A 14,733-nucleotide genomic window follows, 5' to 3' on the forward strand; every position below is an offset into this window, starting at 1 on the left:
GCTTGCTGTGATCGCTTGGGACGAGAGAACACTTTTCGCTGGTCTTTGAGTCACCAGAGATTGGAGCGCTAGCAGTGGCACTCCAAGTCTTTTTGTGTTTAAAGGTGTTTCTCGTTGAAACGATCCACGATCACCGCACAAGCGGCATCGCCAGTGATGTTCAGCGATGTTCGGAGCATGTCGAAGATTCGGTCTAAGGCAAATAATAGCGGTAGACCTTCGATGGGGATCCCTGCGGCCAATAAGACTGCGACCACTAAGAATGAAGGGCCGGGTATACCCGCTTGACCAATTGCACCAAGCGTTGCAGTAAAGATAATCGCGGCGTAAGCGGCAAAACCTAAGTCGACCTGAAAAATTTGCGCGAAGAATACTGCAACTAAACCGTAATAGATGGCGTTGCCACTCATATTAATGGTGGCGCCCAGTGGCAATACAAAGGAGGCGGTTGCTTTAGAGATGTTTAATTCTTCTTCGACAACTTCCATGGTGACCGGTAGGGTTGCCATCGAAGATGCGGTGGATAAAGCGACCGCTTGCGGCTTTGTCATTACATTCATGAACTGGCGAACCGAAGTCTTGGAGAATAGTTTGATGGTGAGAGGGTAGAATACTAAGCCGTAAATTAAAATCGCGGCGACATACACTGCAAATAACTTGGCAACCAGCGTTAACATACTGAAGCCAAGGGTGCCTACCGACTCCGCCATCAAACCAAATACACCAATAGGGGCAATGATCATCACGATGTTAATCATCCAAATGAAAGCAGAAATGATGGTGTCTAAGCTTTCCATTAAAGGGGCTGTTTTGGCCTTAGGTTGTTTCGAAATAGCAATTCCTAAGAATAGGCAGAACACCATGATTTGCAGAATATTAGCATCCATTAAAGAAGCAAAGATGTTCTGAGGGATCATGCCGATGATGGTTTCCATCACGCCGGGTACACTGCCTTTGTCGGCGTATTCATTGGAGAATAAATGGCTGGCTTGGCTCAAGTCCAGACCGCTACCCGGTTGGAAGATATGGCCCATCACCAGCGCTAGAATAACCGCGACCGCCGAAGTACCAAGGAAGAAAGCAAAGGTGGTAATGCCGATTTTACCGGCTGCAGGGCTATTTCCCAAATTCGCCGCACCCGCGATAATTGAGACGCCAATCAGTGGGATCACCAGCATTTTTATTAAGTGGATGAAGATGGCGCCAAGAGGTGCAAACATTGCCGCCTGTTCTCCCATCAGTGTGCCAACGATGGTCCCAAGAATCATTGCGATGATGACTTGTATACCAATATTTTTATACAGCGGTTGTGTTGCGTCCATCAATATTCCTATTTGAATCGATTTGGGGTTGCACCCTTGTTTTTGATGGTCGCGCATTGTACTTGAATTGATGGATTTGGTCATTCTTTATGCTGTTATTATTGCAATTTAAGATATAAAAAATTATATTTTCGGTTAAATACTCGCCACATTTAAAATTATTCTCTGCATCTATAGTTGTTTGCACTGCAATTTTTCTTTAAATTTCTTTATCAGTTGTCTGCGTCAAGTGTTCTAAACCCTTATAAGCTGCGGCTTGTCGTCTGCTTGAGTCTTGGTTCCGCAGACATCAACGTCGCCTCGCTGGGTGAACCTTTTATGATTGTTAATTGCATTGGGAAAAGACCGTTCGGAGGGGGGCGCAACAATTTGGCTTGCTTGTCGCCGATTCTTGTCTGGCAAGTGAATCATTACATCGATAACAGCATTACCACAAACCAGCGCCGGGAGAATATCATCGCGCCAGCAAAGAACTGACAACCAGTGAATAGGTGCCTCGCTGATGATTTACTTGAGTTGGTACCGAAACCTCTTGAAAGAAGTAAGTGAATTGTTGGTTTGATGCCTTTGCCGTTTAATGCAGCCGCATTATCGTATTAATTGGCGCGCGAGATGGGGCGTGTTGGGTGTTGGCCTGCTTAAGTTGGCGTAAACGAAGCATAACTATTGCCTTAAAATTAGATCATGATATTTTTTGTGCTCGAATTATTTAAGGAACCTCAGCCATGCCAAAGGCCAGTGACATTAAAAAGAACGCCGCGATTGAACATAACGGCAAAGTTTTTTTCGTGAAAGATATTGTGAAGCTTACCCCTAGTGGCCGAGCAGGCGCGAGTTTATACCGGATGCGGCTCTACGATGTCGCCACAGGCGCCAAAGCTGATGAAAGCTTTAAAGCTGACGAAATGATTAGCTTGGCCGATGTTAGTCGTCATCAAGTGATGTTCTCTTACATCGATGGCGACGAGTATGTATTTATGGATAATGAAGACTACACTCCCTACAACCTCAATAAAGAAACCATTGCTGACGAAGTGCCCTTCATTACCGAAGAGACCAGTGGTATCCAAGTGGTCACCGTGAGTGGAGAGCCTGTGGCTATTGAATTACCGGCCAGCGTTGAGATGCTGATTGTGGAAACCGATCCTTCCATTAAAGGCGCTTCCGCCAGTGCGCGTACGAAGCCTGCGATTTTAAGCACCGGTTTGTCGGTACAGGTGCCGGAGTATATCTCCAGTGGTGAGAAGATTAAGATCAGCACCACCGAGAAGAAGTTTATGAGTCGCGCCGATAAGTCGTGATTTGCAGTGATTGATGGATAGGAAAGCAGCTTTATGGCTGCTTTTTTGGTTTTGAACCGGTAGACAAATCTTGCGGCTCTCAGTGCATAGTGCATCTTGTGCGAGTGAAGCCTATGTCCTGTCATTTACACCGGTTTTAATTGTTTGAGTGCTTTTATTGCTTCTATTTTATATGCCGCCACGCTGTGCGTTGACTCACCGAGTAATATCAGGCGAGCATTGCCTGCCATGGTCTTATAATCCACATTTTGCTTGATCATCACATTTCCTTGTAAAGCCGCTGAACAACTTCAGTTCGGACTGCTTTTATATACATCGTTTGAGTAGGCTTTTAGGTTTGGACTGGCTAAAGTCACCGGCTGTGTGGGGGTTCCACAGTTTGCTTAAGTTTTAATGATAGATTTGACTTTAGTGTTTGGGTCGAATACTAGCGATTATTGTTATTAAACACAATATAGAAAGCCACTTTTAAAAGTGGCTTTCTATTCTCATTGCTTTAAGCGCTGATGGAGCCAGGCTTTGTTAAATCATCACTCGACCTTGGCGCATTAATTCTTCTATTTCGCTGAGGCTGCTGGGGTCGTCGATGGTAGAGGGGATGGCGTAGTCTTCACCATCGGCCAGTTGACGCAGGGTGCGACGTAGTATTTTCCCGGAACGTGTTTTGGGCAGACGCTGCACGATAATCGCCTGAGTAAAACAGGCGATAGGACCAATTTCTTGGCGGACTTTTTTAATCAGCTCTTTTGAAATCTCATGGTCTGCTTGTTGTACGCCGTCTTTAAGCACCACCAAACCGAAGGGCACTTGGCCTTTCAACTCATCGTGGCTGCCAATCACCGCGCACTCTGCCACAGCCGGATGAGCGCCCACCACTTCTTCCATTTCGCCAGTTGATAGGCGGTGGCCAGCCACGTTAATTACATCGTCGATACGACCCATGACAAACAGGTAGCCATCTTCATCGATGTAACCGCCATCACCGGATACATAGTAGCCGGGAAATTGTTTTAAATAGGCAGATTCGAAACGGGCCTGATCGCCCCAAATGGTGCTTAAGCAACCTGGGGGAAGCGGTAATTGGATGGCAATAAAACCTTGCTGATTGGCAGCGCAGGGCTCACCCATTTCATCTAAAATGCTTACCTGATAACCGGGCAATGGCTTGGTGGCGCTGCCCGCCTTGACTGGCATGCGCTCTAAACCCAAAGGATTGCCGGCTATCGCCCAACCGGTTTCGGTTTGCCACCAGTGGTCGGTAACTGGTTTATCGGTTTTGGCAAGGGTCCAGTCGAGAGTGGGTGGGTCTAAACGCTCGCCCGCCATGAAAATATCGCGTAGCTGGCTGAGGTCATAGTTTTTTACCAAGGCCCCTTCGGGATCTTCTTTTTTAATGGCCCGAAAGGCGGTGGGGGCGGCAAATAGTACTTTCACTTTATGTTCGCTTGCTACTCGCCAAAAGGCACCTGCATCGGGGGTTCGTACTGGTTTACCTTCATACAAAATGGTGGTGCAGCCTTTGATGAGCGGGGCATACACAATGTAAGAGTGGCCCACCACCCAGCCGACATCGGAAGCCGCCCAAAATACTTCGCCGGGTACCATTTGGTAAACGCTGTGCATTGAATAGTGCATCGCTACTGCGTGGCCGCCATTGTCGCGAACCACGCCTTTAGGTTTGCCCGTGGTGCCCGAGGTATACAAGATATACAGCGGGTCGGTGGCTTTTACCGGCACACAATCGGCGGCGGGTGCTTGTTGTTGCAGCTGCCGCCAGTTGAGGTACTGTTGATTAAAACCAACCGCTTGCTGTGGGCGTTGCCATACTAGAACTGGGGTTTCCATTTGTTGGCTTTGCTCCAGGGCAAGGCTCACCATCGGCAGGTAGTTAATCACCTTGCTGCCTTCGAGGCCGCAGCTGGCGGTCATGATAACCTTGGGCCGAGCATCGTTAATACGCACCGCTAATTCCTGGGCTGCAAAACCACCAAATACCACCGAGTGAATGGCTCCTAGGCGAGCGCAGGCTAACATGGCGATGGCGGCTTGGGGGATCATCGGCATGTACAAGACTACCCGGTCGCCTTTTCTCACGCCTTGCTGAGCCAACATACCAGCGGTTTGTGCTACCTGATCGCGAAGCTGAAAGTAGGAGAATTTTTGCTGACTATGACTCACCGGAGAGTCATAAATCAGCGCCGTTTGATTGCCTCGCCCTTGCTCGCAATGATAGTCGAGCGCCAGATAAGCGGTGTTCATTTCACCGTCGGCAAACCAGCGATAGTTGCCATATTCGTCCTGGCTGAGTGCCTCTTGGGGTGGCTTGTACCAGGCTAATTGTTGCGCTTGGCTTAACCAAAACTGCTCGCGGTGCTGATTGGCATAGTTGATGGTTTGTTGATAATCACCGTTTTGTTGCTCGTTGCCGATGGGGCGCATGGGTTCATGGTGTTGCATATTCATCTTTTTCCTCCTCGTCCCTAAGCTAGTTACCTCTTGGCAAGGGGCGGATGTCTGCTTGGCTCCGCTGGCAGTGCCGCGGCTGATTTAGTGTGCTTGGTGGCGCTTTAATCGTCGTCGCCGGGTACTCGGATCCAACCTTCCATTAAGATCCTGGCGCTGCGACTCATCGCAACTTTGCTGATTTGCCATTGGCCATTGAGTTCTCGTGCCTGTGCTCCAACCGTTAAACTGCCAGAAGGATGGCCAAAGCGCACTGTTTCGCGGGCCTTACCGCCAGCGTTTAAATTGACCAATGTGCCGGGAATGGCAGCCGCGGTGCCAATGGCGACCGCTGCGGTACCCATCATGGCGTGGTGTAACTTGCCCATCGACAGTGCCCGCACCAGTAAATCGATGTCGCCTTGTTTTACGGTTTTACCGCTGGCGCTCTGGTAGTCTTTGCCTGGTGAGACAAAGGCAACTTTGGGGGTGTGTTGGCGTTGCTCCGCCTCTTGTAGCGACGAAATAAGTCCCATGCGCAGCGCGCCATGGGCACGGATCGACTCAAACATGGCTAAGGCGCGCGCATCATTATTAATCGCCTCTTGTAGCTCGGTCCCTTGGTAGCCCAGTTCGTCGGCTTGAATAAAGATGGTGGGAATTCCGGCGTTAATCATGGTGCTCTTGAGGCTCCCCACATCCGGTACATCTAACTGCTCCATCAGTTTCCCTGTGGGAAATATCGAGCCATCGCTGTCGGCGGGGTCGAGAAACTCCAAGCGTATTTCGGCGGCGGGGAAGGTCACACCATCTAGCTCGAAGGCCCCCGTTTCTTGGACCTGGCCTTGGCTGATCGGGACATGGGCAAGAATAGTTTTGCCAATGTTGGCCTGCCAAATTCGGACCTCGGCGATGCCGTTGTCGGGGATGCGTTGCGGATCGACCAACCCGGCATGAATCGCAAAGGCGCCGACTGCCGCAGTCAGGTTGCCGCAGTTACCACTCCAATCCACTTTGGCGGTATCGATGGACACCTGGCCAAATAGGTAATCGACATCGTGTTCTGGATGTTGGCTGGTGGATAAGATCACCGCCTTGCTGGTACTGGAGGTTCCCCCGCCCATGCCATCGGTTTGTTTGCCGTAGGGATCGGGGCTGCCGATCACCCTTAGCAACAGGGCATCACGCGCGGCACCAGCTTGTTGCGCGGCTGGTGGCAGGTCATCGCGTTTAAAAAATACCCCTTTACTGGTGCCACCCCGCATATAGGTGGCCGGGATGCGGATCTGTGCCGGATAAGTCATGATGGCTCCTTAATGCTGAGTCGAGCTTTCGAGAAAATCGTCGGCAAAACGCTGTAATATACCGCCTGCTTGATACACCGAAACTTCCTCGGCGGTATCTAAACGGCATAACACGGGTAAATCGATGCGCTCGCCGTTACTGCGGGTAATCATCAGGGTGAGTGTTGCGCCAGCGCTGGGCTCACCTAGTACATCGAAGCTTTCGCTGCCGTCGATGCGGTAACTATGACGGTTATTGCCAGTAGTGAACTGTAGCGGTAATACGCCCATGCCGACTAAGTTAGTACGGTGAATCCGCTCGAAGCCTTCGGCTACAATCACTTCCACCCCAGCTAAGCGCACGCCTTTGGCGGCCCAGTCGCGTGACGACCCCTGACCATAGTCGGCACCGGCAATAATAATCAGCGGCTGCTTCCGTTGCATGTAAATTTCGATGGCTTCCCACATTCGCATCACGTTTCCTTCGGGCTCTAAGCGGGTCAGTGAGCCTTGCTGAACCTGACCGTTTTGTTTGACCATTTCATTAAATAGCTTGGGGTTGGCGAAGGTGGCTCGCTGAGCGGTGAGGTGATCGCCGCGATGGGTGGCATAGGAGTTAAAATCTTGCTCGGGCAGGCCCATCTTGGCCAAATAAGCACCGGCTGCACTGTCCAGCATAATCGCATTGGAAGGCGATAGGTGATCGGTGGTGATGTTGTCGCCTAATACCGCCAAAGGGCGCATTCCCTGCATGCTACGTTTGCCCGCCAAAGCTCCTTCCCAGTAGGGAGGGCGACGAATATAGGTGCTTTGTGCACGCCACTCGTAGAGCGGCGAAGTGTGATTGCCATAATCTACCTTCATATCGAACATTGGTTGATAAATCTGGCGAAATTGCTCGGGTTTGACACTTTGAGCGATCACCGCATCAATCTCTTCATCACTGGGCCAAATGTCTTTAAGGGTGATCGGTTTACCTTGGGCATCGTGCCCTAAGGCATCTTTTTCAATATCGAAACGGATGCTGCCGCCAATGGCGTAGGCCACCACCAAGGGCGGAGAGGCTAAAAAGGCCTGCTTGGCATAGGGATGGATCCGTCCGTCGAAGTTGCGGTTGCCCGACAATACGGCGGTGGTATACAGCTCTCGTTCAATCACTTCTTTTTGAATCGCAGGATCCAAAGCGCCGCTCATGCCATTGCAGGTGGTGCAGGCAAAGCCAACAATGCCAAAGCCCAGTTGTTCGAGTTCGGGTAATAACTTGGCCTCTTCCAAATACAGTTGCACAGCTTTGGAGCCCGGAGCCAGCGAGGTTTTGACCCAAGGCTTGCGGCTTAAGCCGCGTTGGTTGGCGTTGCGGGCAAGTAGCCCTGCAGCAATCACATTGCGTGGATTACTGGTATTGGTGCAGCTGGTAATGGCGGCGATAATGCAGGCGCCATCGGGCATTAACCCCGCTTGCTGAGGTACCGGAGAGGCAATTCCGCGGCTCGCCAATTCGCGAGTGGGAACGCGGCGATGCGGGTTGGATGGCCCGGCAATGTTTCGTCCCACGCTGGAGAGGTCGAAATGCAGTACGCGTTGGTATTCGGCCTGACGGAGCGTATCGGCCCACAAGCCAGTGGTTTTGGCATAGTTTTCCACCAGTCTAATCTGTGATTCTTCCCGTCCGGTGAGTCGCAGATAGTCGATGGTTTTGTCGTCGATATAGAACATCGCGGCGGTTGCACCAAACTCTGGCGTCATGTTGGAGATGGTCGCTCGATCGCCTAAAGTCAGCTGCCTTGCACCTTCGCCGTAAAACTCCAGGTAACTTGAAACCACTTTTTGCTCGCGCAAAAATTCGGTGATGGCCAATACGATGTCGGTAGCGGTAATTCCCGGCTGGCGTAGGCCACTCAGTTCCACACCAATGATATCTGGCAGTCGCATATAGGAGGCGCGACCGAGCATCACACTTTCGGCTTCCAGCCCGCCTACGCCCACAGCGATCACCCCTAAAGCATCCACATGTGGGGTGTGGCTGTCGGTGCCAACGAGCGTATCGGGAAATGCCACACCATCTCGAGTTTGGATCACCGGTGACATTTTTTCGAGATTGATTTGATGCATGATGCCGTTGCCGGGCGGGATCACATCGACATTTTCAAAGGCGCTTTTACACCAATTGATAAAGTGAAAACGATCTTCGTTACGGCGATCTTCAATGGCGCGGTTTTTGGTAAAGGCCTGTGGATCGAAACCGGCATGTTCCACCGCCAGCGAATGGTCAACGATCAGTTGAGTTGGCACCACCGGGTTCACCTTGGCCGGATCGCCCCCTTTCGCGGCGATGGCATCACGCAGGCCGGCTAAATCAACCAAGGCGGTCTGGCCAAGAATGTCATGACAAACCACTCGCGCAGGGAACCATGGGAAGTCAAGTTCGCGCTTGTTTTCGATGATCTGTCCTAAGGCGGCCGTTAGTTGCTGCGGTGGGCAGCGGCGTACCAGATTTTCGGCCAGTACCCGCGAAGTATAGGGCAGCCTGGCATAAGCGCCGGCTGAGATGGCTTCTACCGCAGCACGGGTATCAAAGTAATCGAGTTGGCTGTTCGGCAAGGCTTTACGGTATTCACTATTCATATACTCATCCATGGATGCTCGGTCGTAACTAAGGAGAGACCGGATCCGCTACTGTGACTAAAAATAAGCTGACAGGGCTGAGTTGCTGGTGTTTGCTCAGCCCAATTTATTCGTGCGATTTAACGTTGGTCTATGGGCAAATAACTGCGTGGGCCGCTACCAGTATAGTCGGCACTCGGTCGAATAATGCGGTTATTAGCCCGTTGTTCCATAATATGCGCCGCCCAACCGCTGACCCGCGAACAAACAAAAATCGGGGTAAACAAGGCCGTTGGGATCCCCATAAAGTGATAGGCACTGGCATGGAAGAAGTCGGCGTTACAGAATAATTCTTTTTCTCGCCACATTACTTGTTCTACTCGCTCCGAGACTGCAAATAAATGCTGTTCTGGGCTGTTTTCACTGAGTTTTTTCGACCAGGCTTTGATTAGCGCATTGCGTGGATCGCTGGTGCGGTAGACGGCATGACCAAAACCCATGATTTTGTCCTTGCGCGCCAGCATCGCCATAATTTCGGTTTCGGCCTGCTCGGGGCTGGTCCAATGTTCAATCATTGCCATGGCGGCTTCGTTGGCTCCGCCATGCAAGGGGCCACGCAGCGCGCCAATCGCTCCGGCGACTGCGGAGTGAATGTCTGAGAGGGTCGAGGCAATCACCCGGCCAGTGAAGGTTGAAGCATTAAACTCATGCTCGGCATACACCACCAGTGAGCATTGCATGACCTGTTCATGTAAAGGATCGGCGGGTTTACCGTGTAACAACTCCAGAAAATGTCCAGCAATCGACTTGGCCGAGCTTTGGGTGGAAATCCGCTGACCATGTTGGCTAAAGTGATACCAATAACAAATAATGCCGGGCAAGGTGGCGAGTAAGCGGTTGGCGTGGTGTTGCTGTTGTTCGAAGCTGGCTTCGGTTTCCAGATTGCCTAACATCGACACGCCAGTACGCATCACATCCATCGGGTGGGCGTTTGCTGGGATCAGCTCTAACACCGCTTTGAGTGCATCCGGAAGTTCACGCAAGTTATGTAAGCTGTCGTGATAGGCCGCTAATTGTTCGCGATTGGGCAACTCACCATTGAACAACAAGTAGGCGACCTCTTCGAAGCTGGCTTGCTCGGCTAGTTCGCGAATGTCGTAACCGCAATAGGTGAGCCCCGAACCGCTTTGACCCACGGTACATAGTTTGGTTTCGCCGGCACTTTGACCGCGTAAGCCGGCGCCTCCGATGGCTTTCTGAACCATGATGTTCTCCTTCATTTCTTTATGTTGTAGGGCTAACGGTCAAATCTTTGTTTCACTCGCTAGTTCAGATCATTGTTGTTTCTCATCACGCGTAGCGCTGCGTGATGTGGTGCTTTGGGTTTCCTGTCTGTTGCAGGCGCAGCGGTCAAATCTTGGTTTGACTCGCCAGTGCATGCCTTGTTCTATTCTGCCTGGCTAAGTGGCGAGGCTTTGGTCCGCTCACTTAGATAGTTTGGTTTCGCCAGCGCTTTGACCGCGTAAGCCGGCGCCTCCGATGGCCTTCTGAACCATGATGTTCTCCTTGATTTCTTTATGTTGTAGGGCTAACGGTCAAATCTTTGTTTCACTCGCTAGTTCTGGTCCTTGTTGTTTCTCATCACGCTTAGCGCTGCGTGATGTGGTGCTTTGGGTTTCCAGTCTGTTGCAGGCGCTGCGTTTGTATTCTTTGCCGCGCGACTTAATCTTGTTTAAACAGTTGGTCTAACTTTTGTTCGTAGGCGTGATAGCCCAGATAGTCGTATAGCTCGGCGCGGGTTTGCATGCTATCGACCACGTTACGCTGGTGGCCGTCATCCCGCAGGGCGCGATATACATCTACTGCCGCTTGGTTCATGGCCCGAAATGCCGACAGAGGGTAGAGCACCATATCGACGCCGACAGCGGCCAGTTCTTCACCGCTAAATAAGGGGGTTTGGCCAAACTCGGTAATATTGGCTAATACTGGTACTTTGACCGCTTTGGCAAATTGCTGATATTGCTCCAGGGTGAGCATCGCTTCGGGGAAAATCATATCCGCGCCAGCTTCTACATATTGGCAGGCTCGCTCAATGGCACCGCCCATCCCTTCTATTTGCAGGGCGTCGGTACGAGCCATCACCACAAACTCGGGATCTTGGCGGGCATCTACCGCGGCTTTAATTCGATCAACCATTTCCTGAGTGGAGACAATCGCCTTGTTGGGGCGGTGACCACAACGCTTTTGTGCCACTTGGTCTTCCATGTGTACCGCGGCGGCTTCGCCGCGGATCATTTCTTTAATGGTACGGGCAATATTAAATGCGCCGCCAAAACCAACATCGATGTCGACCAGCAAAGGTAAGTCACAGGCGGCAGTGATCCGGCGAACGTCTTCCAGCACATCGTTCATGGTGGTGATGCCAAGATCGGGCAATCCATAGGAAGCATTGGCGATGCCTCCTCCAGATAAATAGATGGCTTGATGGCCTTCGCGTTGCGCCATCATTGCGCAGTAGGGATTGATGGTGCCAACAATTTGTAGCGGCTGATTGCTACTGACGGCATGCCGAAAACGGGCTCCTGCTGAGAGTTTCATGAGTTCACTCCTGGTAATACGTGAGGGGATGTGGCCGTGGGCATTAAAGCCTCTGGGCTTTGGTCGGATCCAAATAAACTTTGTTGTTCAATGGCTTTACGAGCGCGTGCGATATGACGGCGCATCAGCATTTCGGCTAACTCGCCATCGCGATCGGCCAGCGCTTGCCAAATGGCCCAGTGTTCTTTGAGCGCGCGCTCGGGGCGCGAAACTTGTTTGCTGGCCTGGTAACGGTACATGCGCAACAGGTGGTAAAGTTCATCACAGAGCAAGTTGACTAAACGCTGATTGGCGCTGCCTTTAATAATGAGATAGTGAAAGTCGAAATCGCCCTGTTGTTCGAAATAAGCTTTGCCTTGGTGTTGCTGTAGATAATCTTGATGGTGTTCTAGTAATGATTTTAACTCGGCCAGTTGTTCTGTCGACAATTGGCTTGCCGCGAGTCGGCAGGCCATGCCTTCCAGCGCCTCACGTACCGAGTAAATGTCGACGAGTTGTTGCGGACTGAGTTGCACCACTCTCGCACCGACATGGGGGATCCGCTCAAGCAGCCCCATGCCTTGTAGTTTTAAGATGGCTTCGCGCAAAGGGCCACGACTAACCCCGTAGTGGCGAGCCAGTTCGGGCTCTGAAATCTTCTCGCCTTGAGCAATTTGGCCACTCACGATGGCTTCGATTAGCGTGTCGCTGAGATTCTGCGACAGCAGGTTTTGTTTATCACTCTGCTCTTTTAGGTGGCTTAGTTCGGACATCTGTTGTTACGTCTGTGTTGTTTAGATGTTGCACAGTGTAGTGTAAATGGTGAGCTGCGATCAAGGGATTGTCGACAATCTTGTCTTATACTTTAGTTTTAGACGAGTTTTCACCGCTTATTAGTCTGTTTTGTTTACAATGATTGGGCTAGATGGTTTATTGTCGACAATGTTGGATTTGTTCAATGTTGATTCGGTATTTGGGCTGCATGATTTTGACTGCAGTCGTTGCCAGTTGTTATGGCTAGTAAACAGTTATCTCAGCGACTTCGTTGTTTAAATCGTGCCGAATGAAGCTTCACCCGATGGCCTCACGAGTCTGCAAAACGCCGATTGGAAAAATAAAAATTGCGCACAATTCTGAGTTCACAGGTTTTATTCTCGTGATCGACTAAGCGTACCAAGCGATCATTTTGTTGGCGATGAATATCAAAAAAAACATGTGCGACGGGAGAGAGAACGATCCTTCAATGTGAATGGAAGGGATTGTTTTTGTTCACTCAAAATCAATGATAAAAAAAGTCATTTTATTGGTGTTGGTGCTTGATATTTGAGCGTTCAACGGTTATCTTACGTTTTCAATCATTTACTGCATAAGTCGAGGGGAAATATGAAACATTTATCATGTGTTACACATCATTCCGTACGACTAATGGCTAACGTTTCGCAAGCTCGTTTTTTCAATATGAATAAACGATGCGTGTTACTAAAGGCCTACGCAGTTAGCTAAGATTGAGACCCATCCCAATTTTACCCGAGCTGCGAAGTGTTGCAGTGAGGGATCATCATTAATACCCCTATATTAGCTGTATCACTTCGCCCTCTTTAATGGAGAATGCGACATGATGTCACTAAAAATTCGTTTACTTACTTTCATCGTAGAAAGCTTAATACGTTACCAGCGTCATTTGGAAACCCAACAATGGCTTAAGGCTCAGCGCCAACAACGCTGGCGAGTCGAAGGCTTGAATATACATATTGCCAAAGATATTGGTGCTGATGCTGATGGCCGATTCCGCACTAAGCTCGATCAAGTGGAACGCCCAGAGCGCCGCGAGCGAGCAAAGCGTCGAGTAAACCTCAAGGCTTGGCGTATTCGACAGAGACCGTTGAAAATTCGAACGTGAATCTGCGCTCCCGAAGGGGAGCGCAGATTGGTGGTCTTTATCTTCAATGATGAGCCAAGTTAAGCAATCGCTAAAATAAAAAACCCTGCTTATTGCAGGGTTTTGTGTGATACAAAGGTGGGGATTACACTAAAAAGTGGAGCCATACGCTCAAACTCACAAAGGATAAAATGGTGGTCACCAACAAGGTACTGGCGCAAAAGCTGCGTTCACCATATTCGCCGCCAATAATTGGATAAATACTAAACATGGGAACAGCGGCAAAGATAATTACCGAGGTTTTCAAATCGCTGGACAGATCGGGAAACAATAATACCAAGCCCGATACCACCATTGGAAAAATCAGCAATTTCACCATTGCTACCAAAGACATTTGGCCAATATTACATTTGATGGATACCCCGCAAAGTGAGCCGCCAATTACCACCAGGGCCACGCAGGCCGCTCCTTGAGATAGCATGCCTAAACCATAGCTAATGAAGGCTGGCATTTTTAGGCCCAGCGAAGAGCAGAGCAGTCCCAAAAATACTGAGATAATAATTGGATTGGAGCTGATCCGTTTCACGACAGGGACAAATACACTGCCTTTATTCCCTTGGCGTTTTCCCATCATGGTTTCCAGGAAAATTAAGGCAGCTGGCATCAACACGATGTTCTCCACCATCACACTCATGGCGAAGGCTTGTGCCGGTGGGTGTTCAAACATTTGTAAGATCACCGGAAAACCAATAAAGGCACTATTGGGTAAGGCGGCACCTAAACCTCTTACCCCAGAGGCTTCCCAGGAATCTTTAAATACCAAGCGACTCAACAAAATGGTAAACACTAAGGCGAATAAGCCACCTAGGGTGTAGATTAGCATGTAATCGAGGTTAACCACTTCGGCTAAATCCATACTTAATAGTTTGGTGAAGACTAGTGCAGGTAAGGCAAAGTACACCACAAAACGGCTTAAACCGGGCAGGGTGTCTTGCGGGAGAACTTGGAAGCGGACTCCCAAATAACCTAAGAAAATTAAGAAGAAAATAGGCGCAGTAATGCTTAATACAGCTTCCATTAAAACTCGTCCTTGAAAGTCACTTAGACCTGAATCGGCTAGCAAAACACCATTGTAAAGGACTTGATTAAAAAATCATACAAATAGTGAGGTGACAGCAATCGGGATAACAGCCTAACGGTGCTGTATTCAAGGCTTTATGGTTAGAGGCTTTGCAGCGAGCCTCCTGCGAGCCGGGATGATTCAATCATCGTCGTCAGCTCGCTTGGTTGTCAAATTGAGTTGTTAGTGGTGCTCCCGCAAATTT

At 50.1% G+C, this 14,733-nt stretch carries 11 protein-coding genes; 2 read left to right on the top strand and 9 right to left on the bottom strand.

What is annotated here, in order from left to right:
* Positions 1–98: 98 nt before the first annotated feature.
* Positions 99–1,322 (bottom strand): dicarboxylate/amino acid:cation symporter, encoded by a 1,224-nt coding sequence (locus tag ACRRSX_RS00250; RefSeq protein ID WP_432455207.1) that lies wholly within the window; start codon positions 1,320–1,322, stop codon positions 99–101.
* 725 nt (positions 1,323–2,047) lie between these two features.
* Here ACRRSX_RS00250 and efpL point away from each other — a divergent pair.
* Complete coding sequence (gene efpL, locus ACRRSX_RS00255) at positions 2,048–2,623, top strand: elongation factor P-like protein EfpL (protein WP_432455206.1); 576 nt, start codon at positions 2,048–2,050, stop codon at positions 2,621–2,623.
* Between the two features lie 125 nt (positions 2,624–2,748).
* Here the strand turns inward: efpL and ACRRSX_RS00260 are convergent, their stop codons facing one another.
* The 7 genes from ACRRSX_RS00260 to ACRRSX_RS00290 form a co-directional block, all read right to left on the bottom strand.
* Positions 2,749–2,883, bottom strand: coding sequence for a hypothetical protein (locus ACRRSX_RS00260; protein ID WP_432455205.1), 135 nt, complete (start codon positions 2,881–2,883; stop codon positions 2,749–2,751).
* A 262-nt stretch (positions 2,884–3,145) separates the two neighbouring features.
* The gene (locus tag ACRRSX_RS00265) at positions 3,146–5,086 is read right to left on the bottom strand and encodes a propionyl-CoA synthetase (protein WP_432455204.1); all 1,941 of its coding nucleotides are present in this window, start codon (positions 5,084–5,086) and stop codon (positions 3,146–3,148) included.
* Between the two features lie 104 nt (positions 5,087–5,190).
* Complete coding sequence (prpF, locus tag ACRRSX_RS00270; RefSeq protein ID WP_432455203.1) at positions 5,191–6,369, bottom strand: 2-methylaconitate cis-trans isomerase PrpF; 1,179 nt, start codon at positions 6,367–6,369, stop codon at positions 5,191–5,193.
* 9 nt (positions 6,370–6,378) lie between these two features.
* Complete coding sequence (gene acnD, locus ACRRSX_RS00275) at positions 6,379–8,973, bottom strand: Fe/S-dependent 2-methylisocitrate dehydratase AcnD (RefSeq protein ID WP_432455202.1); 2,595 nt, start codon at positions 8,971–8,973, stop codon at positions 6,379–6,381.
* 119 nt (positions 8,974–9,092) lie between these two features.
* Complete coding sequence (prpC, locus tag ACRRSX_RS00280) at positions 9,093–10,217, bottom strand: bifunctional 2-methylcitrate synthase/citrate synthase (RefSeq protein ID WP_432455201.1); 1,125 nt, start codon at positions 10,215–10,217, stop codon at positions 9,093–9,095.
* Positions 10,218–10,674: 457 nt separating this feature from the next.
* Complete coding sequence (gene prpB / locus ACRRSX_RS00285) at positions 10,675–11,550, bottom strand: methylisocitrate lyase (RefSeq protein WP_432455200.1); 876 nt, start codon at positions 11,548–11,550, stop codon at positions 10,675–10,677.
* Positions 11,547–12,302: a GntR family transcriptional regulator gene (locus tag ACRRSX_RS00290; RefSeq protein ID WP_432455199.1), complete on the bottom strand. Its 756-nt coding sequence runs from the start codon at positions 12,300–12,302 to the stop codon at positions 11,547–11,549. Before ACRRSX_RS00290 ends, prpB begins: the two co-directional genes overlap by 4 nt.
* An 842-nt stretch (positions 12,303–13,144) precedes the next feature.
* Here ACRRSX_RS00290 and ACRRSX_RS00295 point away from each other — a divergent pair.
* Entirely contained in the window at positions 13,145–13,429 is a 285-nt protein-coding gene (locus tag ACRRSX_RS00295) for a hypothetical protein (RefSeq protein WP_432455198.1), read from the top strand.
* Between the two features lie 124 nt (positions 13,430–13,553).
* Here the strand turns inward: ACRRSX_RS00295 and ACRRSX_RS00300 are convergent, their stop codons facing one another.
* Positions 13,554–14,486 (bottom strand): AEC family transporter, encoded by a 933-nt coding sequence (locus tag ACRRSX_RS00300; RefSeq protein ID WP_432455197.1) that lies wholly within the window; start codon positions 14,484–14,486, stop codon positions 13,554–13,556.
* Positions 14,487–14,733 lie beyond the last annotated feature (247 nt).

The sequence above is a fragment of the Agarivorans sp. QJM3NY_30 genome (genome assembly GCF_050870855.2).
In the GTDB taxonomy this organism is placed as follows: domain Bacteria; phylum Pseudomonadota; class Gammaproteobacteria; order Enterobacterales; family Celerinatantimonadaceae; genus Agarivorans.

Excerpts from the sequence above, each read along its gene's own strand:
- ACRRSX_RS00300 (WP_432455197.1), bottom strand. The coding sequence starts at position 14,486 with ATGGAAGCTGTATTAAGCATTACTGCGCCTATTTTCTTCTTAATTTTC.
- ACRRSX_RS00250 (WP_432455207.1), bottom strand. The coding sequence starts at position 1,322 with ATGGACGCAACACAACCGCTGTATAAAAATATTGGTATACAAGTCATC.
- ACRRSX_RS00265 (WP_432455204.1), bottom strand. The coding sequence starts at position 5,086 with ATGAATATGCAACACCATGAACCCATGCGCCCCATCGGCAACGAGCAA.
- ACRRSX_RS00260 (WP_432455205.1), bottom strand. The coding sequence starts at position 2,883 with ATGATCAAGCAAAATGTGGATTATAAGACCATGGCAGGCAATGCTCGC.
- ACRRSX_RS00290 (WP_432455199.1), bottom strand. The coding sequence starts at position 12,302 with ATGTCCGAACTAAGCCACCTAAAAGAGCAGAGTGATAAACAAAACCTG.
- acnD (WP_432455202.1), bottom strand. The coding sequence starts at position 8,973 with ATGAATAGTGAATACCGTAAAGCCTTGCCGAACAGCCAACTCGATTAC.
- prpB (WP_432455200.1), bottom strand. The coding sequence starts at position 11,550 with ATGAAACTCTCAGCAGGAGCCCGTTTTCGGCATGCCGTCAGTAGCAAT.
- ACRRSX_RS00295 (WP_432455198.1), top strand. The coding sequence starts at position 13,145 with ATGATGTCACTAAAAATTCGTTTACTTACTTTCATCGTAGAAAGCTTA.
- efpL (WP_432455206.1), top strand. The coding sequence starts at position 2,048 with ATGCCAAAGGCCAGTGACATTAAAAAGAACGCCGCGATTGAACATAAC.
- prpF (WP_432455203.1), bottom strand. The coding sequence starts at position 6,369 with ATGACTTATCCGGCACAGATCCGCATCCCGGCCACCTATATGCGGGGT.
- prpC (WP_432455201.1), bottom strand. The coding sequence starts at position 10,217 with ATGGTTCAGAAAGCCATCGGAGGCGCCGGCTTACGCGGTCAAAGTGCC.